This window comes from Nocardia sp. NPDC059177 (assembly GCF_042755165.1).
Taxonomy (GTDB): domain Bacteria; phylum Actinomycetota; class Actinomycetes; order Mycobacteriales; family Mycobacteriaceae; genus Nocardia.
This window is the reverse complement of the sequence record NZ_JBHZBX010000001.1, coordinates 286906-310656: the sequence shown is the minus strand read 5'-3', so window position 1 is coordinate 310656 and position 23751 is coordinate 286906. Positions and strand designations below refer to the sequence as shown.

The 23751-nt window shown below is 68.8% G+C and carries 24 protein-coding genes and 2 pseudogenes; 14 read left to right on the top strand and 12 right to left on the bottom strand.

Annotated elements, in window-relative coordinates; translation table 11 throughout:
* Window positions 1-15: 15 nt before the first annotated feature.
* From ACFXK0_RS01375 to ACFXK0_RS01365, 3 genes and pseudogenes are all read right to left on the bottom strand, one after another.
* Window positions 16-726: pseudogene (locus ACFXK0_RS01375) on the bottom strand (PP2C family protein-serine/threonine phosphatase); the annotation flags it as partial.
* 15 nt (window positions 727-741) lie between these two features.
* Complete coding sequence (locus ACFXK0_RS01370) at window positions 742-1788, bottom strand: hemolysin family protein (protein WP_379407651.1); 1047 nt, start codon at window positions 1786-1788, stop codon at window positions 742-744.
* Complete coding sequence (locus tag ACFXK0_RS01365) at window positions 1781-3139, bottom strand: hemolysin family protein (RefSeq protein ID WP_379407650.1); 1359 nt, start codon at window positions 3137-3139, stop codon at window positions 1781-1783. The genes ACFXK0_RS01370 and ACFXK0_RS01365 overlap by 8 nt, the downstream gene beginning before the upstream one ends.
* Window positions 3140-3395: 256 nt before the next feature.
* Between ACFXK0_RS01365 and ACFXK0_RS01360 the strand changes: the two genes are divergently transcribed.
* Window positions 3396-3971 carry a TerD family protein gene (locus tag ACFXK0_RS01360; protein ID WP_379407649.1) on the top strand — a complete coding sequence of 192 codons (576 nt, stop codon included), beginning with the start codon at window positions 3396-3398 and terminating at the stop codon, window positions 3969-3971.
* Window positions 3972-4443: 472 nt separating this feature from the next.
* Window positions 4444-4770, top strand: a pseudogene (locus ACFXK0_RS01355) (transglycosylase family protein); the annotation flags it as partial.
* 90 nt (window positions 4771-4860) lie between these two features.
* Here the strand turns inward: ACFXK0_RS01355 and ACFXK0_RS01350 are convergent.
* The 3 genes from ACFXK0_RS01350 to ACFXK0_RS01340 all read right to left on the bottom strand — a co-directional run bounded on the left by ACFXK0_RS01350 (window position 4861) and on the right by ACFXK0_RS01340 (window position 8107).
* The gene (locus ACFXK0_RS01350; protein WP_379407647.1) at window positions 4861-6087 is read right to left on the bottom strand and encodes a PucR family transcriptional regulator; all 1227 of its coding nucleotides are present in this window, start codon (window positions 6085-6087) and stop codon (window positions 4861-4863) included.
* A gap of 571 nt (window positions 6088-6658) precedes the next feature.
* Window positions 6659-7636, bottom strand: coding sequence for a cation diffusion facilitator family transporter (locus ACFXK0_RS01345; protein WP_379407646.1), 978 nt, complete (start codon window positions 7634-7636; stop codon window positions 6659-6661).
* Between the two features lie 147 nt (window positions 7637-7783).
* Window positions 7784-8107, bottom strand: a complete 324-nt coding sequence (locus ACFXK0_RS01340) for a hypothetical protein (protein WP_379407645.1) — start codon at window positions 8105-8107, stop codon at window positions 7784-7786.
* A gap of 210 nt (window positions 8108-8317) precedes the next feature.
* Between ACFXK0_RS01340 and ACFXK0_RS01335 the strand changes: the two genes are divergently transcribed.
* The 4 genes from ACFXK0_RS01335 (at window position 8318) to ACFXK0_RS01320 (ending at window position 13142) form a co-directional block, all read left to right on the top strand.
* Window positions 8318-8854 carry a sigma-70 family RNA polymerase sigma factor gene (locus ACFXK0_RS01335; protein ID WP_379407644.1) on the top strand — a complete coding sequence of 179 codons (537 nt, stop codon included), beginning with the start codon at window positions 8318-8320 and terminating at the stop codon, window positions 8852-8854.
* Between the two features lie 179 nt (window positions 8855-9033).
* Window positions 9034-11814 carry an N-acetylmuramoyl-L-alanine amidase gene (locus ACFXK0_RS01330; RefSeq protein ID WP_379407643.1) on the top strand — a complete coding sequence of 927 codons (2781 nt, stop codon included), beginning with the start codon at window positions 9034-9036 and terminating at the stop codon, window positions 11812-11814.
* A 160-nt stretch (window positions 11815-11974) separates the two neighbouring features.
* Entirely contained in the window at window positions 11975-12100 is a 126-nt protein-coding gene (locus ACFXK0_RS01325; RefSeq protein ID WP_379407642.1) for a hypothetical protein, read from the top strand.
* 7 nt (window positions 12101-12107) lie between these two features.
* Complete coding sequence (locus ACFXK0_RS01320) at window positions 12108-13142, top strand: CobW family GTP-binding protein (protein ID WP_379407641.1); 1035 nt, start codon at window positions 12108-12110, stop codon at window positions 13140-13142.
* A gap of 235 nt (window positions 13143-13377) precedes the next feature.
* On the opposite strand, the gene ACFXK0_RS01315 is transcribed toward ACFXK0_RS01320, so the two are convergent.
* The 3 genes from ACFXK0_RS01315 to moaCB form a co-directional block, all read right to left on the bottom strand.
* Window positions 13378-14004 (bottom strand): hypothetical protein, encoded by a 627-nt coding sequence (locus tag ACFXK0_RS01315; protein WP_379407640.1) that lies wholly within the window; start codon window positions 14002-14004, stop codon window positions 13378-13380.
* Between the two features lie 82 nt (window positions 14005-14086).
* Complete coding sequence (locus ACFXK0_RS01310) at window positions 14087-14518, bottom strand: molybdenum cofactor biosynthesis protein MoaE (RefSeq protein ID WP_379407639.1); 432 nt, start codon at window positions 14516-14518, stop codon at window positions 14087-14089.
* Entirely contained in the window at window positions 14511-15695 is a 1185-nt protein-coding gene (moaCB, locus tag ACFXK0_RS01305) for a bifunctional molybdenum cofactor biosynthesis protein MoaC/MoaB (RefSeq protein ID WP_379407638.1), read from the bottom strand. Before moaCB ends, ACFXK0_RS01310 begins: the two co-directional genes overlap by 8 nt.
* Window positions 15696-15916: 221 nt before the next feature.
* Here moaCB and ACFXK0_RS01300 point away from each other — a divergent pair, with 221 nt between their 5' ends.
* Complete coding sequence (locus ACFXK0_RS01300) at window positions 15917-17110, top strand: RNA-guided endonuclease InsQ/TnpB family protein (RefSeq protein ID WP_379407637.1); 1194 nt, start codon at window positions 15917-15919, stop codon at window positions 17108-17110.
* Here the strand turns inward: ACFXK0_RS01300 and glp are convergent.
* A complete protein-coding gene (gene glp / locus ACFXK0_RS01295; RefSeq protein WP_379407636.1) occupies window positions 17107-18312 on the bottom strand; it encodes a gephyrin-like molybdotransferase Glp in 1206 nt (401 codons plus the stop codon). The two genes, ACFXK0_RS01300 and glp, sit on opposite strands and share 4 nt — an antisense overlap.
* 142 nt (window positions 18313-18454) lie before the next feature.
* Here glp and moaA point away from each other — a divergent pair, with 142 nt between their 5' ends.
* The 4 genes from moaA to ACFXK0_RS01275 all read left to right on the top strand — a co-directional run bounded on the left by moaA (window position 18455) and on the right by ACFXK0_RS01275 (window position 20472).
* Window positions 18455-19513, top strand: coding sequence for a GTP 3',8-cyclase MoaA (gene moaA / locus ACFXK0_RS01290; RefSeq protein ID WP_379407635.1), 1059 nt, complete (start codon window positions 18455-18457; stop codon window positions 19511-19513).
* A complete protein-coding gene (locus tag ACFXK0_RS01285) occupies window positions 19506-19748 on the top strand; it encodes a MoaD/ThiS family protein (RefSeq protein WP_379407634.1) in 243 nt (80 codons plus the stop codon). Before moaA ends, ACFXK0_RS01285 begins: the two co-directional genes overlap by 8 nt.
* Window positions 19749-19817: 69 nt before the next feature.
* On the top strand, window positions 19818-20120 hold the full coding sequence (locus ACFXK0_RS01280; protein WP_379407633.1) for a hypothetical protein: 303 nt from the start codon (window positions 19818-19820) through the stop codon (window positions 20118-20120).
* Window positions 20113-20472: an iron chaperone gene (locus tag ACFXK0_RS01275; RefSeq protein ID WP_379407632.1), complete on the top strand. Its 360-nt coding sequence runs from the start codon at window positions 20113-20115 to the stop codon at window positions 20470-20472. The genes ACFXK0_RS01280 and ACFXK0_RS01275 overlap by 8 nt, the downstream gene beginning before the upstream one ends.
* 4 nt (window positions 20473-20476) lie before the next feature.
* Here ACFXK0_RS01275 and nadE read toward each other — a convergent pair whose 3' ends face one another.
* Both nadE and ACFXK0_RS01265 read right to left on the bottom strand, forming a co-directional pair.
* Window positions 20477-21301, bottom strand: a complete 825-nt coding sequence (gene nadE / locus ACFXK0_RS01270) for an ammonia-dependent NAD(+) synthetase (RefSeq protein WP_379407630.1) — start codon at window positions 21299-21301, stop codon at window positions 20477-20479.
* A gap of 6 nt (window positions 21302-21307) precedes the next feature.
* Window positions 21308-21958 (bottom strand): TetR/AcrR family transcriptional regulator, encoded by a 651-nt coding sequence (locus tag ACFXK0_RS01265; RefSeq protein ID WP_379407629.1) that lies wholly within the window; start codon window positions 21956-21958, stop codon window positions 21308-21310.
* Window positions 21959-22058: 100 nt separating this feature from the next.
* On the opposite strand from ACFXK0_RS01265, the gene ACFXK0_RS01260 reads away from it, so the two are divergent.
* From ACFXK0_RS01260 to nrdI, 3 genes are all read left to right on the top strand, one after another.
* Window positions 22059-22628 carry an NAD(P)H-dependent oxidoreductase gene (locus tag ACFXK0_RS01260; protein WP_379407628.1) on the top strand — a complete coding sequence of 190 codons (570 nt, stop codon included), beginning with the start codon at window positions 22059-22061 and terminating at the stop codon, window positions 22626-22628.
* A gap of 395 nt (window positions 22629-23023) precedes the next feature.
* Window positions 23024-23257, top strand: a complete 234-nt coding sequence (nrdH, locus tag ACFXK0_RS01255; protein WP_189027149.1) for a glutaredoxin-like protein NrdH — start codon at window positions 23024-23026, stop codon at window positions 23255-23257.
* Between the two features lie 23 nt (window positions 23258-23280).
* Complete coding sequence (gene nrdI / locus ACFXK0_RS01250) at window positions 23281-23751, top strand: class Ib ribonucleoside-diphosphate reductase assembly flavoprotein NrdI (protein WP_379407627.1); 471 nt, start codon at window positions 23281-23283, stop codon at window positions 23749-23751.

Below are 23751 nucleotides of genomic sequence, written 5' to 3'. Positions count from 1 at the left end.
CGACGGTCAGGCGTCGTTCGCGATGTCGGCGACGACGACGGTGACGTTGTCGGGTCCGCCGCCCTGCAGGGCCAGTTCGACGAGCTGCTCGGCGCATTCTTCGACCGAGTCGGCGGCGCGCAGGAATTCCGCGATCCGGTCCTCGGTCACCACGTCGGAGAGCCCGTCCGAGCACAGCAGGTAGCGATCCCCGGCCGCGGCGTCGTCGGCGACCAGCGTGGGTGTGACGGGCCGGCCGGTGAGGGCTTGCATGATCAGTGACCGCCGGGGGTGGGTTCGGGCTTCCTCGCTGGTGATGTGCCCGGAATCGACGAGAGCCTGCACGAAGGTGTCGTCGCGGGTGATCTGCGACAGTTCGCCGTCGCGCAAACGGTATGCGCGCGAATCCCCCACATGGATCAGCCCGTAGCGGGTGCCGTCGAACAGCATCGCGGTCAAGGTCGTCCCCATCCCTTCCCGGTCGGCTGATCGGGACGCCTCCTGCGCGATCGCGGCGTTGCCGTTCAGTACCGCGTGCTGGAGGCGGTCCAGCAGCTCGCCGTCGAGGTCGTGTTCGAGTGGTGTCAGCGCGGCGATCATCAGCGCCGACGCCACTTCACCCGCGGCGTGACCGCCCATGCCGTCGGCCAGCGCCAGCAACCGTGGACCGGCGTGGACGCTGTCTTCGTTGCCGGTGCGGACCAGGCCGCGGTGTGTGCGCGTGGCGCAGGTCAATCGGGTACTCACTTCAGACACCTTCCGTCATCGGACCGGCCGTTGCTGGTCCGCCGCGTCACCGGCGGCGGTGGACTGCAGCAATCGTTCCAGTACGTCGGTGATGGTCAGCAGGCCCACCAGGGTCTCGTCCTGCGGTGCGGTGACCAGGCCGAGGTGGCTGCGCGTCTCGCGCATGGTCCGCAGCGCCTCGTAGACCGGCACGGTGGTGGCCACCTCCAGCACCGGCCGCATGAGTTGCCGGGCGGTGGTGCCCGGTGCCGCGGTGAGGCTGTCCCGCACGTGCACCACCCCGCGTATCCCGTCGGCGTCGCGCACCAGCAGCCGCAGGTGGCCGGTGGCGCGGGAGGCCTCCTGGATCGCCGCGGTGCCCGCCTCCGGGGTGACCGCGCTCGGGGCCGTATTCGGCGTGACGATGTCACCGACGGTGAGCTGTTCCAGTTCCAGTGCGCTGGTGAGGTTTCCGCGGTACCGCTCGTCGAGCGTGCCGACGGTGGCCGAATGCTCGACCAGGTGCCGCAGGGCGGCCGGGTCCTGGCCCGCGTCGACCTCGTCGACCGGGGTGACGCCGACTTTGCGCAGGCACCAGTTGGCCGCGTGGTTCAGCGCGACCAGCACCGGCCGGGTCACGGTCATGAACAGCTGCATCGGGATCGCCAGCAGCGTGGCCGACTTCTCCGGGTGCGCGATCGCCCACGACTTGGGTGCCATCTCGCCGACCACCAGGTGCAGGAAGGTCACCACGATCAGCGCGAGCACGAAACCGGCGACATCGGCGATCCATAGCGGCGCCCCCAGCCGTTCGATCAGCGGGGTCAGCCAGTGGTGCACAGCGGGTTTGGTGACAGCGCCCAGTGCCAGCGTGCACACGGTGATGCCCAGCTGGGATCCCGCGAGCAGCACCGGCAGCTCCGCGGAACTGCGCAGCGCGGCCCGCGCGGACCGGCTGGTCGGTGCGGCGTCCTCGAGCCGATGCCTGCGGGCGGCGATCAACGCGAATTCGACGGCGACGAAGAACGCGCTGGCCGCGATCAACACGATCGTGACCGCGACGACGACCCACGGGCTACTCATCCTCGCCTCGCTGTGCTCGGATCGTCAGCGACACCGACGACGGGACATGCTTTCCGACCGCGCGGATCTCGGCGAGCACCGACCGCGGCGCCGGAGGTTGGTCGGCGAGGAAGTCGGCGCCGCTGGGCGGTACCGTGATCTCCACCCGGTCGCCGACCTGCGGCAGTCCGCCGAACTCGCTGATCACCAGACCGGCGATGGTCTCGTAGTCACCGTGCGGCAGGTCGAGGTCGAGCAGCCGTTCGGCCTCGTCCAGATGCAGGTCACCGGCGACGAGCCAGCCTTCGCCGTCGGCGATGATCTCGGCACCGGTTCCCTGGTCGTGTTCGTCGGCGATCTCACCGACCAGTTCCTCGGCGATGTCCTCCACGGTCACGATGCCGGCGAAGCCGCCGTATTCGTCGACGACCAGGGCCATCTCTTCGCGCGCGGCGCTGAGCCGGGCGAAGACCTCGGGGAGTGGCAGCGACTCGGGCACCAGCGTCGCCGGGCGCATGTGGTCGCCCGCGGTGCCGTGCACGGTGCCGTCGAGCAGGTCGTGCAGGTGGATGACGCCGCGCAGGTCGTCGCTGCTGGTGCCGACCACCGGGTAGCGGGTGTGCCCGGTGCCCATGCGCGCGAGCACCCGCGTGATCGGTTCATCGATCGCGACGCTGTCGACCTGAGCGCGCGGAATCATCGCGTGCTCGGCGTTGGCCGAGGGGAAATCGAGGATCCGGTCCAGCAGCGTCGAGAGTTCCCTGGGCAGTTCGCCCGCCTCGCGCGAGGCGGCGACGATGTGTTCGAGATCGCGGGGGGTCGCCGAATGCTCCACATCGTGGACCGGCTCGATCCGCAGCAGCCGCAACAGGATGTTGGCCGACTGATCGAAAAGCCAGATCAGCCAACCGAAGACACGCAGATAGACCGTGGTCGACCGGGCCAGCCAGCGCGCCACCGGTTCGGGCCGGGCGATCGCGAGATTCTTCGGGAACAGTTCACCGAACAGCATCTGGACGAAGGTCGAGAAGACGATCGCCAGCACGGTGCCCACCGCCACCCCGACCGCCACCGGCACCCCGGCCCCGCCGAGCAGCTCGCCGAGTCCGCGTCCGATCAGGGGCTCGGCCACGTAACCGACGAGCAGGCCGGTCACGGTGATGCCGAGCTGGGCGCCCGAGAGCATGAACGAGGTGCGCCGGGTCACCGTCAGCGCGCGGGCCGCGGCGGCGTCACCGGTCTCGGCGCGCGCTTTGAGCCGCGCCCGGTCCACAGCCATATACGCGAATTCCTGGGCGACGAAATACCCGGTCAGCGCGGTGATGAGCAGAACGACCACGATACCGGCGATGATGCTCAGCACGGTCAGCACGCGCGGGCCCCTGCATCGCGCGAGCCGTGGGTTCGGTCAGTGGTCGGGTATCTGGACTGTCGAGATCCGCGCGTGGCGCGAGATCCCTCCTCGTCGGATTCACCATCTGGCATGCGCCTCACACTAACACGTGGCACTGTATGGTCTTCGCCGCCGCGTGCGGGGTCTCGCGCGAGGCAAACCCTACAGTCGCACGTGCTAGTGTGCGCTTGGTCGGTGCTTTCCGTGCCGCCTTCGATCGATGGGAGATATTCGTATGGGTGTCAGTTTGTCCAAGGGCGGCAACGTCTCGCTGACCAAGGCGGCACCGAATCTGACCGCCGTCGCGGTCGGTCTCGGCTGGGACCTGCGCACCACCACCGGCACGGACTTCGATCTGGACGCGAGCGCGATCGGGCTCGGCCCGGACAAGAAGGTGGTCTCCGCCGGGCATTTCGTCTTCTTCAACAACCTGAAGTCGCCGGAGGGCGCGATCGAGCACGCCGGTGACAACCGGACCGGCGAAGGCGAAGGCGACGACGAGGCGATCAACGTCGACCTGGCCAATACCCCGGCGACGATCGACTCCATCATCTTCCCCGTCTCGATCTACGACGGGGTGAACCGCAGCCAGTCCTTCGGCCAGGTGCGCAACGCCTACATTCGCGTCGTCGACCGCAGCAACGGTGAGGAGCTGGCCCGCTACGACCTGTCCGAGGACGCCTCCACCGAGACCGCCATGGTCTTCGGCGAGCTGTACCGCAACGGCGCGGAATGGAAGTTCCGCGCGATCGGTCAGGGCTACGCTTCGGGACTCGAAGGCATTGCCCGCGACTTCGGCGTCAACCTCTGACCTGCTGACGGCTGACCGCAGCGCGGCCCGCGCCCGGTGATCCGGGTGCGGGCCGCGCTGTCGGTCCAGGGTCGGCCAGGCGGCTGCTCGCCTGAGCTCGCTGGCGCAGCTCGCCCCGGCGAAGTGTCCGATTTCCTGGCGTGACCCTGTGACCGCCACCATAAATATTCGGTGATCCCCGTCACTGAATGCCTGACTAAGCACAAGTGTGTGATTACGGATTTATTACGGTGGACCAGCGAAGAACGGTGTTCTTTTGGACAAAGCCCGCTACAGAAACGCTCGTTATCTGGACGTGATTCGGGCTGGCGGAACCGCTACATTCGATCACGGCTTGAACAACAACCCGAGCCGAATCGAATCGCTGAACACCGGAAAGTCTGCCCCGCGGTTCGAGGATCCCCGACATTCCTGAGGGGCAGAGACGCGGTGGTTTTCGGCACCGAGTCGGTGGGCGCAGGTAGGAATCCTTATGTCTTTCAATCGCAAGTTCACCACTCGTGCCCTGGGCCTCGCCGCTGTCGCCGGTGCCATGATCGCCGTTCCGGCCGGTCTGACCACCGCCACCGCCTCGGCCAACAACTGGGACGCCGTGGCGCAGTGCGAGAGCAGTGGCAACTGGGGTATCAACACCGGTAACGGCTACTACGGCGGCCTGCAGTTCTCGCAGAGCACCTGGGAGGCCTACGGCGGCACCGGCACCGCCGACAACGCCAGCCGCGAAGAGCAGATCCGCGTGGCCGAGAACGTGCTGGCCGCGCAGGGACCCGGCGCCTGGCCCGTCTGCAGCGCCTACCTGTAAAGCGCGCCGCTGATCCAGACTTTCCTTGTCGGGAAACGAATTACCCGCTATTCGATGCACACGTCGAATAGCGGGTCTTTTCGTTTTTCAGCACTGTGCGGAATCGAGTTGGTACACGGTGAGTGCGGCGGCCAGCATTCGTGAGTCCTTCGGGTCGGCCGGATCGAGGCCGGTGAGTGCGGCGATCCGGCGCAACCGATAGGTGAAGGTGTTGGGGTGTACGTGAATTCGCCGCGCCGCGGTCTTGCGGTCGGCGCCGTGGCGTAGGTGCGCCTCCAATGCCTCGATCAGATGCGGGCTCGACAGCAGTGGGATCACGCGCTGCGCCAGGCGTTCCCTGGCCGGGCCGGGGCGGGTGAGCTGATATTCGAGCAGCAGATCGTCGAGGCGGTAGCAGCCGCCCGGCCTGCCGCGCAGGCGGGCCAGCTCGGTCAGCTCGCTCGCGTCCTTGGCGGTGGCCGGGATGGCGTCGCGGCCGACACCGGAGAACTCGGCCAGATACACCGGCACCCCGAACTGTTCGGCGAGCCGGGCGGCGAGCTCGTCGAACTGGCGCGCGTCCAGGACGTCGGTCTCGGAGCTGTTGCTCAGCAAGGCGATGCCGCTCACGCCGTCGAAGATGGCCGGGGTGGTGGTGCCGGTGAGATCGTCGAGCGCGCGATGCAGCACCCGGCTCCGGCGCCGGGTGACCAGGTTCGCGGCACTGCCCGTGCGGGCCGGTTCGCTCAGGTGGATCGCCAGCACTGTGTACTGGTCGGCCAGGACGGTGTCGGCGCGGGCGGCCAGTTGCTCGGCGGGCAGGCCGCGCACCAGCGCCGAACACAGTTCGCGGCGCGCCTCGCGCTCGGCGTGATAGATCGACTGCTCGACCTCGGTGTAGATCTCCACCACGGTCATATTGACGTGGCGCAGCAGTTCGAGCAGCCGGCTGCCGACCACGATCAGTTCGGCCATCTCGGTCGGCTCGGCCAGCGCGGACGCTTCGGCGAGCACCGACTGGGCCGAGCCGTGGATGGCGCCGACCAGCATCGGTAACGGCAACCGGTCCTCGGCGTGCCGCTCGGCGACCGGCGCCACGAAGGCGGCGACCTCGGCCTGGGTGAACTCGCGATCGGCGGCGATCGCCTCGAGCATGGCGCGGCCGCACGCGTAGACGGCGGGCAGCACCTCCGCGGTGAAGTGGCCCGCGGGCAGTTCGGCGGGGGCGGGGGCGCCGAGACCGTCGGCGAGCATGCGCTCGGCGATCTGGGGCCAGCGGGTGCGCAGCCGCGCGGTCAGCGCGGGTCGGGTGGATACGGGGTTTTCGACGAGCATGACTCGATTGTGTCCGAGAGCGGCGCACCGGTGATCTCGACGGTGCATCGCCAGGTGTCGGTGACCACGGTGCTGCCGGCGTGGGAATACGTGACGCGACTATATGCCCCTATTTCCTTGGGCATCGGAAATGTTGCCTTATCGGTTGATGCGTCCCGAATCTCAGGGGGCTCTTAAATTTCTCTCAGAGTCGTCGTGTATCACGCGAAAAGGCCAGGTAGTGATAGGTTTCAGCCTCAACTGTTACCGTCGTCACGGTATCGGGAATTGCGTAACTCGTGCGGATCGGCGCCCGATATGCCATTCGTAAACCAGCATCGGCTGGAACCTATCGAGAAGCAGAGGAACTCCTATGATCCCCGTTATCATCGAGACCGGTAGTGCTGCCCTGAACGGCCTCCTCGACACCGGCAGCGCCGCCCTGAGCGGCCTCCTGGACACCCTGTGGACCGGTTCCTTCGGCGGCTGAACAAGCCCCACGGGTCGATGAGACGACCGGGTCCGCCCTGACGCGCGTGACCGTACGAAGGCCCCGCACCCGAACCGGGTGTGGGGCCTTCGGCGTGTGCGGTCAGTGCGTGTGCGGTGCCGTCGCGCTCGCCACGTGCTTCGGGCCGTGCGATTCGCCGCAATGCCCCTCGTCGGGCTGACCGGTGCCGATGTCGAGCACGCTCGGGTTGGCGTGGTCGACCTGCAGGGTGACATGCCCGATGTGGTGATCGTGGTCGAGCATGTGCGCGATGTCCTCGCGCACCGCGTGGCAGTCGTGACCCGGCTGCACCAGTACATGCGCCGACAGCGCGGGGGAGCCGGAGGTGATCTCCCAGATATGCAGGTCGTGCACCTCGGTGACGCCGTCGCGGGCGGCCATATCGCGCCCCACCCGCGCGGGATCGAGGTAGTCGGGGGCGGCCTCGAGGAAGATGCGGCTCGACGCGCGGATCAGCCCGATGCCCGCCTTGATCATCAGCGCCACCACGATCAGGCTGGCCACCACATCGGCCTGGACCCAGCCGGTCAGGATGATGACCAGGCCGGCCACCGCCGTGGCGATGAAGGCGAACAGGTCGTTGAGGATGTGCTGGTAGGCGCCCTCGACATTGAGGCTGGTGCGATCGGCGCGGCTGATCATCCAGGTCGCGAGCACGTTCACCGCGACACCGACCAGCGCGGTGATCAGCACGAGCGAACCGTGCACCTCCGGCGGTTCGAACAGCCGGCGGATCGCCTCGTACCCCAGCCAGGCCGCCAACAGCAGCAAGGTCAGGCCGTTGGCCTGCGCCGACAGGATCTCCACACGTTTCCAGCCGAAGGTCATCCGGCCCGCGGCGGGTCGCGCGGCCAGCCGGATCGCGACCAGGGCCAACACGATGGAGGCCGCGTCGGTGGTCATGTGCGCCGCGTCGGAGAGCAGTGCGAGCGACCCGGCGATGATGCCGACGATCACCTCGCCGATCAGGAACGTGACGATCACCGCCAGCGCACCGGCCAGCCAGCGCCGATCGCTGTTCACCGACACCCCGTGGTCATGCCCGTGCCCTGCGCCCATCGCGTTCCCCTTCTCCCTGCGGTTCGATCGCCAGCTATCGTATGCACACATCGCTATGTATGCAATATCGTCGTCGCGCACCGGCTGTCGCCGCTGGTCACCGGCGTTACCAGCCTAGGCCTCGGGCGGGGATCGTGGTGAAGCTGCTCAGTCCTGTTCGGGCCAGGAGTCCGCGACGAGCACGCGCGCCGCGGCGTACTGCGCGGCGATCAGCGACACCGGATAGGTCGGCCACGCCGACACCGCCCCGCTCGCCTTGTCGATGACATACACCGAACCGCCGACCGGAATCGGCCGATCCGGTGGCGCGTGCTCCGGCTGGATCGCGAAAACCGCGAAACCGCCGGCGAACTCGACGATCTGCCGGTCGGCGCCCGGCGCGTCGGCGGGTAGGTGATCGGCCGCGATGCGGGTGGCCTCGGCCCGGTCGACCGGCGTCTGCGCGTCGGTCGGATATGCATGGATGTCCACGTAATACGCTCCTCGCCGCGATTGTCGTCGCCGGGGCATGGGTCGTGGGTGGGATTGAGGAAACGAGCGAGCCCGGCGGCCCTGCTCCCCCCTCCTGGAGCAGGCCCGGCCGGGCTCGCGAGAAAAGTGTCGCGCGCGCACCCAGCAGTCTTCTGAAGACCGGCTTAAGAGGTGCGTTGTCATCGGCGGCGCGCGGCGCGATATACCCATATGACCGAGATCCCCTGCGGCGCGCACTGCGCGCGACTGTGTACCAGAGAAGGGCTGGCCGAGGTGCTGGCCACCGACCGCGGCCTGCTGCACTGGCGGGCGATCCGCAGCCTCGGTGATCGCGGGCTGGCCGAGCACGCCGTGCAGGAGACGCTGCTGCGTGGCTGGCGCGCGTGCGGGCACTTCGACGAGCGTAAAGGCACAGTGCGCGCGTGGCTGGCCGCGATCGAGCGCAATGTCCTCGTCGACATCGTGCGGGCGCGGGCGGTGCGCCCCGGTGACGTGGGCTGGGACGACATCACCGAGGTGGTCACCGGCGGGCGGCCGGATTTCGCGGACGGTCTCGTCGACGGGCTGCTGGTCGACCAGCTGCTCGCGCGGCTGCCCGAGCCCCAGCGTGCCGCGGTCGTCGAGGTGTTCCTGCGCGATCGCGGATACCGGGAAGTGGCAGCGGATTTCGGGGTTCCGGTGGGCACGGTGAAGACCCGGGTGCACTACGCCCTGCGGTCGTTGCGGCAATTGCCGGACGTCGCCTGACCGGCCGTGCGCGGTCCGTATCTGGGCGTCTGACCAGCGCTTTTCTCACTTCCTGGCCTGTTGCATTTCGGTAACGGCGCTTGCTCTGTGGTTGCTCACGTGACAAGAGTTAACCAATGGGTTTGGTGTTACCAATGGGAAGGGAGGGGTGCTCCGGTCCCGGGGTGCCGACCGAACATATGCAACCAAACATCATCAACGCCGGTCTCTGCTCCGCTGTCTCCGCCGCGGTCGTGGTGTCGCTGTCCGGGCTGCTGCCCGTGACCGCCCACGCGGCGCCGCCGGGGCAGGCCGGCGACAGGCTGCTCGGCAAGACCGTGTTCCTCGATCCCGGTCATCAAGGATCGGCACATTCCGAGGATCTGAGCCGCCAGGTCGACGACGGCCGCGGCGGCACCAAGAACTGCCAGACCACCGGCATGACCTCGCTCAACGGCGTCCCCGAGCACACCATCAACTGGGAGGTCGCCCAGCTGGTGAAGACGGCACTGCAGGCGCTCGGCGCCGACGTGGTGCTCAGCCGCGCCGACGACACCGGCTGGGGCGGGTGCGTCGACGATCGCGCCCGCGCCGCCAACGCCTCCGGTGCCGAGCTCGCGGTCAGCATCCACGCCGACTCCGCGCCCGCCGACCTGCGCGGCTTCCACCTGATCGTGCCGCAGCTGCCGATCCCCGATCCGGCCGCCGACCAGGCACAATCCGGCGCCGGCCTGGCCGCGTCGACCGCGGTCCGCAATGCCTACCGCGCCGCCAATTTCCCCTCGGCCACCTACGCGGGCATCCAGGAGGGCCTGCAGACCCGCGCCGATATCGCCGGCCCGGCCCTGACGCACGTTCCGCTGGTCTTCGTCGAGATGGGCAACGGCGCCAATCCCGAGGACGCGGCCCTGCTCGAATCGCGCGAAGGTCAGCTCAAACACGCCCTGGCCATCGCGACCGGAATCACCAGCTACCTGATGACCACTCCGGTCGCCGATCCCGGTGTCATCCCCGCGGCCGCCCTGGAACCCAACGGGTCCGCCACGCCGACGGACGGCGCCGGCACCAACGGTGCGGTGACGCCTGCCGAGGGGGCCGATCCCGCCGGTTCGCCTGAAAATCGCGCACCCGCCGCCGCATCAGAGGGCGCCGCGCCTGAGGGTGCGGCAGAAGGTGCTGCGCCCGGCGGTGCGGCGGCGGGTTCCGCGCCTGCTGGTGCTCCGGAGGGTGCTGCGCCCGGGGGTGGGTCGGAGGGTTCTGCGCCTGCCGGTGCTATAGAGGGTTCCGCGCCCGCAACCGCGCCGGATGGTTCCGCGCCTGCCGGAGAACCGCAGGCGGGTGCTCCCGCAGGGACCGCTCCGAGTGAGGGATCCGACCAGGCGCCGCCTGGTACAGCCGATGCTCCCGGACTGGTTCCGGGTGCCGACCCGGCCGCTCCCGCGCCTGCGCAGAATGGCGCGCCGGCCACCGACCCGTCACCCGGCCTCGCCGGCACCCCGGGTTCCGGCCCCACGGCACCAGCACAGGCAGGTGCCCCCGACCCAGCCGAAAACCCCCGACCCGCCGAGGGCACGGCGCCGACCACCGAGGCCCCGGCTCCGGCCGAACCGCAGGCCGCCGATCCGGCCGCGACCCCCGTCAGCTGGATCGTCCCGGCCCGCTACCCGGTGGCCGACCCGGAACCGCCCACCGGCTCCAGCGGCCACCTGTCGATCCCCGGCGAAAAGAAGCCCGACCCCGCCACCGGCCAACCGTCCCCGGTAGCCCCGAAACCGCCCACCGGCTCGACCGGCGGCCTCACCATCCCCGCCGAACCGACCCCACCCCCCACCGGCTTCGCCCCCGGCCGCGCCCCGGTCGACAGCCCGGCTCCCACCCCGGCGGAGTCCACCCAGGGTTCGGCGCCAGCGGACTCCGGTGAGGGTTCGGCGCCGTCGGACTCCGGTCAGGGTTCGGGTTCGACTGAGCCCGGCGGTCAGCGTTCGGCATTGTCTGAGCCCGACCAGGATTCGGCGTCGACCGAGCTCGGCGGTCAGGGTTCGGTTCCGACCGACTCGACACAGGGTTCGGCACCGACCGACCCCACACAGGATTCGGTCCCGAATCCGGGCACGAACTCGGTGCCCGCACAGGGCACGCTGCCCGCGCCGCAGTCGGGTCCGGCGGCTGCGCAGGAGCCGGTGCCGTCATCGGGTGCGAACGATGCGCCCGCGCAGAGCTCTCCGCCCGGAGCTGGTCAGGGTTCGGCACCGGCGACCGGCACCGGTCCGGCACCTGCGCCGAAGGCCGGTCCGGCAGCGCCGGAAGCGGTACCGAACTCGGCTCCCGGGGGATCGACGTCAACCGATTCCGGGGTCGAGCCGAAGTCCGGCCAGGCGGGGTCTGCGCCCGGCGGCACGGATTCCGGGACCGCCCCGGACTCGACTCCGACGACCGGTCAGGAACCGGCGGCTTCCCCGGACAAGGATCGGCCGTCGGGACGGTCCCGCCTGGTCGTCCCACCGGCGACTTCGCCGGCTCGCGGCACGGAACTCGTTCCCACTCCGCCCGCCGACGCTCCGACCTCGAGCGGCACGCCGGCACCGTCCACGGAACAGACCCCCGCCGCTGTCCCGAATCCCGTGCCGGCAGCACCGCCAGCGCTACCCGCGCCGGTTCCGGCGCGCGCCCCGATCAGCGAGCCGGCGCCTGTTCGCACCGGCCCGGGATCCGAGGTCCGCACCGCGCCGCCGGGAGCCCAGGCCGCCCCGGCACCGACACCCCGGGAACGCGGCACCACCCCGAAGTCGCAGACCACCCCGGACGAGCCGACGCTCGACATGAGTTCACTGAGCAGTGAGCTCGGCGGCCCGGTGCTGACGGTCATGAACCTGCTGCTGCCGCTGGCGCAGGAGCTCGGCATGGACAACACGAGGGTGACCAGTGAGCTGATCAACCTCGCCTACACCCTCGCGGGCGTGGTGTTCGGCCCGACGGAGTAGTCAGTAGCCGTACCACCCCGGTGATGATCGCGCTGGACAGTTGATCACCAGGCCATGAGGGAGATCGCCTCTCGGGCGATGCCTCCCTGGTGGCCTGGTGATCGCTTGTCCAGGACTGCGCAGGGGTCAGTGGGCGGGTGGGAGGTCGGTGCGGCCGGGGATGTCGAAGGTCGCCTCGCTGATGGCGACGCCGAAATCCGCGATCACCGATCTGGGCACCTGGGCCGTGGTCTTCAAGGACCTGATCGGCGGTGTCTACCGCGCCGAGGGGGCGGGGGCCGCGTAATGGCACCATGGTCGGCGTGATTCCTGTCGTCATCGTCGCGGGCTTTCTGGGGTCGGGGAAGACGACCCTGCTCAACTATCTGTTGCGCAACAACCGGGGGACGCGGATCGGGGTGGTGGTCAACGACTTCGGGTCCGTGAACATCGACGCGATGCTGGTGGCGGGGCAGGTCGACGCGATGGTGTCGCTGGGGAACGGATGCGTGTGCTGCGCGGTGGACGTCTCCGAGCTCGATGACCTGTTCGGGCAGCTGGCGCAGCCGCGTAGTGCGGTGGATGTGATCGTGGTCGAGGCCAGCGGGCTGGCCGAGCCACGGAATCTGATCCGGATGGTGGTGGCGAACCCGAATCCGCGGATCGGGTACGGCGGGCTGGTCGAGGTGGTCGACGCCGAACGGTTCGGGCAGACGAGCGCGCAGCATCCCGAACTGCTCTCGCATCTGCGGCTGGCCGACCTGGTGCTGGTGAACAAGGCCGACCGGGTCTCGGCCGCAGCGCTGGCCGGATTGCGCGCACAGCTGACCGAGTGGGTCGGCCAGGTGCCGGTCTACGCGACGACGCACGGCCGCGTCGACCCCGGTCTGCTGTTCGACGACCGCGTGCCGGAGGCGCCGAAAGTGGCCCAGCAGTTGAGCTTCGACTCCCTGCTCGACGAGCACGACCACGACGATCCCGACCACCGGCACCTGCACGACGACTACACCTCGGTCACCTTCACCAGCGAGCACCCCCTCGACCCGCGCGCCCTGGTCGACTTCCTCGAGGACCCGCCACCAGGTCTGTTCCGCGCCAAGGGATTTGTGGCCTTCGCGGTCGCGAACGAACGGCGCAGATTCGAGGTGCACCTCGTCGGCAGGCACATCGTGTTCACCCCGGGAACCTGGGCGCGCGGTGCGCGACGGGTCTCGAACCTGGTCCTGATCGGCTCGGGCATCGACACCGAACAGGCACTGAAACGCTTGCGCGCCACCGTCTTCGACGGACCATCACTGCATGACGACCAGGCCATGCTCGGCATCTGGCGCTATCGGAATGTGGGCTGATGCTCCGCCGTTCAGCACCGGAGTGAAGGCCCTCAGGACCGACCGTGCCCTGAGCAGGACGGTCCTGTCGGACCCTCGGGGTATCGGGCGATAGCGGGATTCGGATGCGCCACCTGAGGTCGGTCGCGACCGGCGGGGGCCGATACGGATCTGGCCGAAAGCGGTCTGGAGTCCTTGCCGCGGCGGAGGGAGCCGGATCCGTCGGCCGGCCGTGCTGGTACTCCTTCGGCGCGCCTCACTCCCACTGATTCTTGTCCCGGAGTTCGGCGATCTCGCCGACTGTGAGGACATTCCGGGTCAGCGGTGCCCCGCACCGTTGCGCCAGTCGACGTTGCAGAACCTGTGATTCTGATGTTCCCTGCACTGTGGCGGACGATCCATCAGGAAAGGCCAGGAGGACGACCCATTCCGTCCATGGGGTCGGATGGTTGTCCGAACTGTTCTCGAACTGGAACAGTTCGGCGGTGATATCGACGTAGCGCGCGGCCATCGCCCGCCCTCTGTCCCGTTCGATGACGAGTCCGTCGGCGAACTCGTGCAGTAACAGCTTTCCGCGTCGGCGAACCTCGAGTCCGGCCTGGACGCTGACGTACATGAACAGGGCCGCGAATACCGCCATGGTGATCGCGATGGCGAACATCGTCCACCCGATGACGGGGTGCGACGAGCGAACGAGCCAACCACCGATCCCCAAGGGGACGTAGATCCATGCGGACCCGAACGCGATGAGACCTCCGAGGAAGATGCTCATCGTCCAGTCGCTGTCGGAGTAGTTGATCTCGTCCGTGCAGGTCCATTCACCAAGCCGCTCGGTCTCGGCAGCACTTGTCACGCGCGGTGCTGGAACATTCGCCTTGGCCATGGCGCATCCTTCTGTCTCGACCCGATCACGCACCCGAGGCGTATTGTCGTCCAACGGGAGGGCGTGAAACTCCGAGCGTGGACTAACCGCAGGCGTTGACCCATTCGGAGAGCCCGTCGGCGAACAGCTGCCGTTTCCAGATGGGCACTTCGTGTTTGATCCGGTCCACCAGTTCATGGCAGACGGTGAACGCCTCGGCCCGATGCGGCGCCGCGACCGCGACCACGATCGCCAGATCGCCGATGGTCAGCGCGCCGATGCGATGCGTCGCGGCCACGGGCAGTCCGCTGGCGGCGGCGGCTTCGGCGCACACCTGATGCAGGAACCGTTGCGCCTGCGGATGCGCCGAATACTCCAGCGACGTGACGGCCTGTCCGCCGTCGTGATTGCGCACCTTGCCGGTGAACACCACGACCGCCCCGAATTCCGGTCCGTCGACCGCCTTCTCGACCTCGACCGGGTCCAGGTCCTGCTCCCTGATCTCGGCCAGCCGGACGACACCGTGGTCAGTCATGGTCGCCTCCTCCGGCTACCTGCGCGAGCAGATGGTCCAACAGTGGTTCCAGCACGGCGATTCCGTCGCGCACCCCACCGGGCGAGCCCGGCAGGTTCACTACGACGGTACGTCCTACCAGCCCCGCTACGCCACGGCTCAGTGCCGCCAGCGGGAATTTCGCGGTGCCGCGCTGCCGGATCGCGTCGGCGACGCCGGGCAGTTCCCGGTCGAGCACGGCGCGGGTGGCTTCGGGCGTGGCATCGGTGGGGGAGGCGCCGGTGCCGCCCGTGGTGACGACCAGCGCGGGCGCCCCGCCGAGCGCGTCGGCGAGCCCGGCGGCGATCTCCGCGTCGGCGTAGACCAGTGGTCCGCGCACCGAGAATCCCTGTGCGGTCAGCCATTCGGTGAGGACGGGCCCGGTGGTGTCGGTGCGCGTACCGGCCGCTGTTCCAGTGGAGGCGACCACCACCACCGCACTGGGCGAACCCGCCACGGCGTCATCGGAATCCGGTGCGGGCCCGGCTGTTTCGGTGTCGTGCTCGACCGACCCGGCAGTGGAATCCGGTGCCGACCCGGCAACCTCGGCGTCGCGCCCGGCCGAGCCGGCAGTGGAATCCGGTGCCGACCCGGCAACCTCGGCGTCACGCCCGGCCGAACCAGCGGTGGAATCCGGTGCGGACTCAGATGTTTCGAGTACGGAGCCGGGCGCGGCAGCGGACTCGCCGTCCGGACGCACCCAATGCCCGTGCTTGCCACCCTCTTTGGTGAGCAGCCGCACCCCGTCCATCACCGCCGCCGGATCCACCGCCTTCACCATGTCGTGCAGGGTGAGCCCCGCGACCGCGACGGCGGTGAGCGCCTCCATCTCCACCCCGGTCGGCCCGGTCGTCTTCGCGGTCGCCTCGACGGTGATCGAGGTCTCGGTGAACCCGAACTCCACCTTCACCGACGACAACGCCAGCTGATGACACAGCGGGATCAGCTCGGAAGTCTTCTTGGCACCGGCGATTCCGGCCAGCCGCGCGGTCGAGAGCACATCGGCCTTGGGCATCCCATCGGCCCGCACCAACGCGATCACCTCGGCCGTGGTCCGCAATTCCCCTGCGGCAACGGCGATCCGGGTGGTGTCCGCCTTGCCGCTCACATCCACCATGCGGGCCCGACCTTCGCCGTCGACGTGGGACAACTCGCTCATCGAAGACGCTCCGTGGGAGCCCACGCCTGTGGGTGTGCGGAGGACCTGGTTCGCGGATCAAGCGTTTTTCTCGTTCTCGACATAGCGTCTGACAATCTCCAGGGTCGCGCCGCCGACTGTGGCGACGAAGTATTGGTAGGTGCATCCGAATACGGCGTTGTTGCACGAACGGATTTCGTCAAGGCCGACAATATATTGCGTTGTGCTATATATTGTTCGGCGTGGATGAGATTGTGCGATACAGCTACCGTTTGCGCCCCGGCGTAACAGCTGTGCGCGCACTCGAAGCCGAGTGGCATCGGTGCCGATTCCTGTGGAATGAGGCCGTGCACCAGCAAAAGGCTGGCAGGAAACCGACTTTCGCTCGCCTGTCGAAGATGCTCACCGAAGCCCGGTCGCGTACGACGTGGTTGCGCGATGGTTCCCAGGTCGCGCAGCAGCAGGCGTTGCGTACCTACGCGCATGCTCTCGACCAGTCGTTCAAGGTTGCGGGGCGCGGGCGGCCGACCCTGAAGCGCAAGCACCGTGCGTTGCCATCGCTGGAGTACACGACACGTGGGTTCTCGATCCGCGACGGCCGGCTCCAGCTTCCCGGCAGAGTATCGATTCCGGTCGTGTGGTCGCGGGCGCTGCCGTCCGTACCGACCTCGGTCCGTGTGTATCAGGACTCGATGGGACACTGGTACGCGTCGTTCGTTGTTCGCCGTGCAGTCGAGTACGCCCCTGCCGTGGCAGGTGAGATCGGGATCGACTGGGGTGTGAGGAGTACCGCGACGACCACAAGCCCCGACTATGACCTGTCCTACGGCGGGTACCGGAAACGGTGCGCAGCCGAGCTCGCTCGTGCGCAACGGAAGATGGCGCGCAGGCGTCGCCCGCGTGGGCAGGCCGCGAGCTGGGGGTATCAGCGGGCTCGCCGTGAGGCTGCGCGTCTGCACAAGAAGGCTGCCAGGCAGAACACTCACGGCGCCCGGGTGTGGGCCGCGCGGGTGGTCGCCGACCATCACACGATCGCGATCGAGGATTTTGAACCGACGTTTTTGGCCCGCTCGACGATGGCCCGTAAAGCCGCTGACGCGGCGATCGGTACGGCGAAACGTGAACTGATCCAACGAGCGGGTCGGGCGGGCCGGAGGGTGGTGTTGGTGCCGCCCGCCTACACGACCATGACATGTGCGAGCTGTGGAGCGAGAGCCAAGCAGCGGCTCGCCTTGAATGTCAGAGTGTTCCGGTGCGAGGTTTGCGGGCATTGCGCGGACCGCGACCGCAACGCCGCTTGGGTGATCTTGGCGGCCACGGTAGAACTCGACCGTGTCAGTATTGACGACGTAAGACATTGTCGGCCTCCCTCCAGGGTGGTTGATAGTGCGGTCCGAGCTGAGAATCTCCCGGCTTCAGCCGTGGGGAAGATTTAAAGCGACAAGATTCGCACAGGGGCGCCGACGGCCAGCGAGGTGACCTCGGCCGGGACGTCGACGAGCACATCGGCCCAGGCCATGCCCGCGATCAGGTGCGAGCCGGGGCCCGAGATCACCTCGACGCCGTCCCCGGTGCGCAGGCCGCGTAGATACTGGCGTTTGCCCGCGGGGGAGCGGACGGGGGTGAGCAGGGTGGTCTCGGTGGCCTCGGGAGCGGGCAGGCCGGCCAGCGCGCGCACCGCCGGGCGGGCGAACACGGCATAGGACACCATCGTGCTCACCGGATTGCCCGGGAAACTGAGCACCGGCACGCCGTCGACCACGGTGTAACCCTGCGGACCGCCGGGTTGCACGGCCACCGGCCCGAAGGTCCCGCCCAGCGGCGCCAGCACATCCTTGACCACCTCGAAGTCGCCCTTGGACACGCCACCGGAGGTGAAGACCAGGTCGGCGCTCGCCACCGCGGCGCGCAGGACGGCGGTGAACTCGGCCGCGTCGTCGGTGCTGTGCGCGATGTCGGCCACCTCGACGCCGTCGGCCCGCAGCGCCGCGGCCAGCGCGATCCCGTTGGAGTTGTAGATCTGGCCCGGCGCGAGCTCGCTGCCCGCGGGGCGCAGCTCGTCGCCGGTGGTCAGGCAGACCGCGCGCAGCCGGGTCAGCACCGGCACCGTGGGTAAGCCGACAGCGGCCAGCGCGGCGATATGGCGGGGCGCGAGCACCGTGCCCGCCCGTGCGACGAGCGCGCCGACCCGCACATCGGTGCCCGCCTCGCGCACGAACTCACCCCGCGCGCGCCCGCGCTCGACCAGGATCCGGTCCGCGCCGGCCTGCACGTCCTCCACCGGAACCACACAGTCCGCGCCGGGCGGCAGCGGCGCACCGGTCATCACCTTCATCGCCGCACCGTCGGGCAGTGTCTCCGCGCCTGCCTTACCCGCCGCGATCACGCCGGTGACCGGCAGCTCGACCGGTGTGACGGCGACATCGGCGGCCCGCACCGCATACCCGTCCATCGCCGAGTTCCGGAACACCGGCAGGTCGATGGGCGAGACCACATCGGCGGACAGCGTGCGACCGAGCGCGCCGGGCACCGGCACCTGTTCGTCCGGGCGGCCGGCGAGATGGGCCAGCAGCGCGGCGACGATGTCGCGGTACTCGTCGACGCTGCGCGCCGACGCGGTGGCGGGCCGGGGATTCATGGTCCCAGCCTAATCGCCGCCGGACCGGCGAGTCCGCTGCGCGTGGCTCACGGTTCGGGGTTGCCGGCCGTGAGCTGACGAGTTCGTGACCAATCGGCCCGCCGCACCGATCGTGCCGGGCCTTACGGGTCATACTAGAGAGATGACGCTGGTCGAGATGGGGATACCCGCTGTGCGAACGGAGCTGCCGTCCCTCGACGGCAGGCCCGACACGCCTTTCCTCGTCGACCGCTTCGGACGTGTCGCCCGCGATCTGCGCGTATCCATCACCGAGAAGTGCTCGCTGCGCTGCACCTACTGCATGCCTGAGGAGGGTCTGCCGCCCATCCCGCGCCAGGAACTGCTGACCGCCGACGAGATCGTCCGCCTGGTGTCGCTGGCGGTACGCGAGCTCGGCGTGCGTGAAGTGCGGTTCACCGGCGGTGAACCGCTGATGCGCCGCGAACTGGAGGAGATCATCGCGGGGTGTCACGCCGCGGTGCCCGGCACGCCGCTGGCCATGACCACCAACGGCGTCGGCCTCGAACACCGCATCCGCGCCCTGGCCGCCGCCGGGCTGACCCGGGTGAACGTCTCCCTCGACACCGTCGACCGGGTCGACTTCACCCGTCTCACCCGCCGCGACCGGCTGGAATCGGTGCTCAACGGAATCCGCGCCGCCCGCGACGCCGGCCTGGCCCCGGTCAAGGTGAACGCGGTGCTCATGCGCGCGAACCTGGCCGGCGCGCCGGATCTGCTCGCCTGGTGCCTGGCCGAGGGGTGCGAACTGCGCTTCATCGAGGAGATGCCCCTCGACGCCGACCACGAGTGGGCCCGCGAGCACATGGTGACCGCCGCCGACCTGCTCGACGTGCTCGGCGAACGCTTCACCCTGACCCCCACCGCCCGCGCCGACCCTTCGGCCCCGGCCGAGAAATGGCTGGTCGACGGCGGCCCGGCGACCGTCGGCATCATCGCCACGGTCACCCGCAAGTTCTGCGACAACTGCGACCGCACCCGGCTCACCGCCGACGGCATGCTGCGCTCGTGCCTGTTCAGTGATCAGGAATTCGACGTGCGCTCCGTGCTGCGCGCCGGTGCCGGCGACGACGAGGTCGCCGAGCTGTGGCGCGGCGCGATGTGGCAGAAATGGGCCGGTCACGGCATCGACGCCGCCGGCTTCGTCCCCCCGGAACGCACGATGGGAGCCATCGGTGGTTGAGGTCCGCTACTTCGCCGCGATCGCCGACGCGGTCGGCAAGAACACCGAATCACTCGACCTGCCCGCCGGCGCCACCGTCGCCGACCTACGCGCCCGGCTGGCCGCCACCTACGGCGCCGAGGTCGACACGCTGGTCAACGTGTGCGCCTTCCTCATCGGCGACGAACTCACCCGCGACCCGTCGGCCACCCTGATCGACCGCGTCGACGTCCTCCCGCCCTTCGCCGGCGGCTAGGCACCCTGACCGACCGCGGCGATCGGCCGGACCTGGCAGCGCTGATCGGCCGCCGCTACGATCTCCATCGTGACCGTGGGTGCGCGCTGTTTTCAGGTTCTGTTCCTCGCTGTCGGGCTGGTGTTGCTCGTCGTGGCGCTAACCGTCGGCGCCGGATATTCCGAAGGTGGCGGCCACTGGGCCACGTTGGAGGTTGACTGGTCGTGCCACGAGGGCAACTGCTCCACGGACGAACTCCCCCGGTCGTCGATCGAGTTTCCGCGTACCACCGATTTCCCGGTTGTGCTGGCTCTGACCGGGGTCGGGTTCATGATCGCTTCGGCATCGGTAGCCATCGGTGGCCGACGACCGGACTGGTCCGGTAGTGCGTAGCGCAGCCACCGACGTCCCGGCCTACCTGGCCGGGCTACCGGCCGAGCGCCGAGCGCCGCTCACCCTGCTGCGCGAACTGTGCCTGGCCGAACTTCCCGGCCACACCGAGGTGATGGGCTACGGCATGCCCGTCTATCGGCGCGACGGCGTCGACGAGATCGCCTTCGCCGCGCAGAAGCGGTACATCTCCGTCTATCTGCTGCGCTCGGACGTCCGCACGGCCTTCGCCGCCCGCCTGGCCGGCTACGACATGGGGAAGGGCTGTCTGCGTTTCCGCAAGGAGATCGACGTCGACCTGGTCCGGGACCTGCTGCGGGCCACTGCCGCCGGCGACGGCCCGGTCAGCTGCTGAGTGCTCAGCGCCACCAGGTGTCGAGCGGGGTGACCGGGACGGTGCGCTTGTGCCGGGTGTTGGTGAAGATCGACTCCACCCGCGCGGCCACCTCGGGCGTGACGTCCTTGCCCTCGAGGTAGTCGTCGAGATCGGAGTAGCGCAGGCCGAGGGCTTCCTCGTCGGGCAGCGCCGGCCGGTCGTCCTCGAGGTCGGCGGTGGGGACCTTCGACCAGATGCTCGACGGCGCGCCGAGTTCCTGCAGCAGCGCCGCGCCCTGGCGTTTGGTGAGGCCGGTGAGCGGGGTCAGGTCGACGCCGCCGTCACCGAACTTGGTGAAGAACCCGGTGACCGCCTCCGCCGCGTGATCGGTGCCGACGACCAGCATGTTCTCCTGCCCGGCGAGGGCGTACTGGGCGACCATCCGCTCGCGGGCCTTGATGTTGCCGCGCACGAAGTCGCGCAGCCGCTCGTGATCGAGCGCGCCGGCGACCTCGGCGGCCACCGAGTCGGCGCCGGGGCGGATGTTCACGACCACCGAACGGTCCGGGTCGACGAAGTTCAGGGCGATCTGCGCGTCGTGCTCGTCGGCCTGCACGCCGTAGGGCAGCCGCACCGCGAGGAAACTCGCGTCGGTGCCATCGGCGCGCAGCTCCTCGACGGCGAGCTGGCACAGCCGCCCGGCCAGGGCACTGTCCTGGCCGCCGCTGATGCCGAGTACGAAACCCGCGGCCGGGGTGCTGCGCAGATAGTCCTTGAGGAAGTCGACGCGACGGCGGACCTCCTGCTTGGGCTCGATCTCGGGCAGCACACCCAGTTCGGTAATGATCTGTTCACGCAGTGTCCCCATGCCGTCTCACTCTACTTGCGCGGCAGGGGAAACGACGCGGCGAACGAGCCATTCCCAGTTGTCGCCGATCTGTTCGCGGGTGTGGCCGAGCACCTCGACCTGATGGGTGACCAGCGCCGCGGTCAGGCTGGCCAGCAGCGTGTCGGCGATCAGCGCGATGTCACCGTCGGTGCCCGCCGCCTGCAGCAGCAGTGTCACGTGGGCCTTGTGCAGGCGGTAGGGCCCGTTGCCGAACCGGCCGCCGTTCTCCTCGGCGGCGCGGTGCAGATCGCCTTCGACCTCGATGTCGAGCAGCCGGGTCCGCCCGAAGGCGATCAGCCGGTCGACCGGGTGGGCGTCGGGGCCCAGCGGCGGTGGCCCGAACATGAAGCCGGCCTGGAACTTCTGTTCGGAGTGGTCGAGCAGGGCCAGCATCAGCCCGGTGCGGTTGCCGAAGCGGCGGAAGACGGTGCCCTTGCCGACGCCTGCGCGCTTGGCCAGCGCGTCCATGGTGAGCCCGTCGACGCCGTGCTCGCGCACCAGCTGCTGGGCCGCGTCGAGCAGTAAGGCGCGGTTGCGCGCGGCGTCGGCGCGCTCGACCGGTTCGGCGGCGCCGGGCAGCGGCTGACCGATCGGGAGCAGTGGTGGCTGCTCCGGACTCGGTGTGCTGTAGCTCACGCCGCTCACTCGTCCTCCGCGGGAAGTAATCGGACCTTGGTCCGGTTATTGTCGGATGAATCTGTGAAACATCCCCATACTGAGTACACCAGGAGTTGCCATGAGCGAGACCCGTATCCTCACTCTCGTCGGAAGCCTGCGCGCGGGGTCGATCAATCGCCGCCTGGCCGAGGCCGCCGTGCAGACCGCCCCCGAGGGTGTCGAGGTCTCCATCTACGAAGGGCTCGCGGAGATCCCGTTCTACAACGAGGACGTCGACGTCGCGGGCCAGGTGCCCGCCCAGGCCGAGGCGCTGCGCGCGGCCGTCGCCGCCGCCGACGCGATCCTGCTGGTCACCCCCGAGTACAACGGCACCCTGCCCGCCGTGCTGAAGAACGCCATCGACTGGGCCTCGCGTCCCTACGGCGCCGGTTCGATCAAGGGCAAGCCGGTCGCCGTGGTGAGCGCGTCGATCAGCCCGAACGCGGCCGCCTGGGCACACGGTGACACCGTCAAGTCGGTCGGCATCGCCGGCGGCGTGGTCGTCGAGGACGCCACCGCGCAGTTCGGCGGCATCGGCGAGCGCTTCGGCGCGACCCACCCGGCCGAGGACGCCGAGGCGCTGACCCAGCTCGGCGCGACCGTGCACCAGCTGGTGGCCGCGGCGAACGGCACGCTCGTCACCGCGTAAGCTCTTTCCGAGGCTCTGCACAGGGGCGCCGCATCCGGTCACGGACGCGGCGCCCCTTCGCTGTCCGCCGAGGTTTGCTGAAGACTCGCCGGGATGCAAAATCGTGATCTGGGCCACTGTTTCCCCAGCGTGTCGATCGCGCGTCCTGGGACTTACCTCGTCGGAATTACATCTGTGCGACTCGCAACACCTTGTGTTGTTCCAATCTGTCGGCCACTAGGTGTAGTGTCTTCGGTACTGGAACACGGTGTGAAGCCACCACTGCTCGGGCCCAAGGGAAGGGGTTACGAACAGGGCTTTCTTCGCCAGATCCAGGAGTTTGCGCAGCATCACAGTTCGTGCATTGCATACGGATCAACAGGCTGTGGATCAGGTATAGGAGAGGGAGAACCTGGATGACCATCACCGTGTACACCAAGCCCGCTTGCGTTCAGTGCAATGCCACCTACAAGGCGCTCGACAAGGCCGGGGTGGACTACGACGTCATCGACATCTCCGAGAACGCCGAGGCACGCGACTACGTCATGGCGCTGGGCTACCTGCAGGCGCCGGTCGTCGTCGCGGGCGAGGACCACTGGTCGGGCTTCCGCCCCGACCGCATCAAGTCGCTCGCCGTCGCGGCCGCCTAGGACCTCGCCGGAAGGAGGCTCCCATGCCCGAGCGGATCACTCCGGGCGGGCTGGTCTACTTCTCCAGCGCTTCGGAGAACACTCATCGTTTCGTCGAGAAGCTGGGCCTCCCGGCCACTCGACTACCACTGCACACCGCTGAATCGCTGCGCGTCGACGAACCCTACGTGCTGATCACCCCGACTTACGGGGGTGGTCGGCACGTCATGGGTGGGCAACGGTCCGACAAGGACCTCGTACCGCGGCAGGTCGCCAAGTTCCTCAACGACTCGCACAACCGCGCGCTGCTGCGCGGGGTGATCGCGGCCGGCAACACGAACTTCGGCGATACCTATTGCGCCGCCGGCGACATCATCTCGCGCAAATGCGGGGTGCCGTACCTGTATCGCTTCGAACTCATGGGAACCGCTGAGGACGTCGAGCGCGTCCGAGAGGGATTGGGATTGTTTTGGCAACAGCAACCACAGCACCGGCAGGCAAGTCAGCCCGTCTAG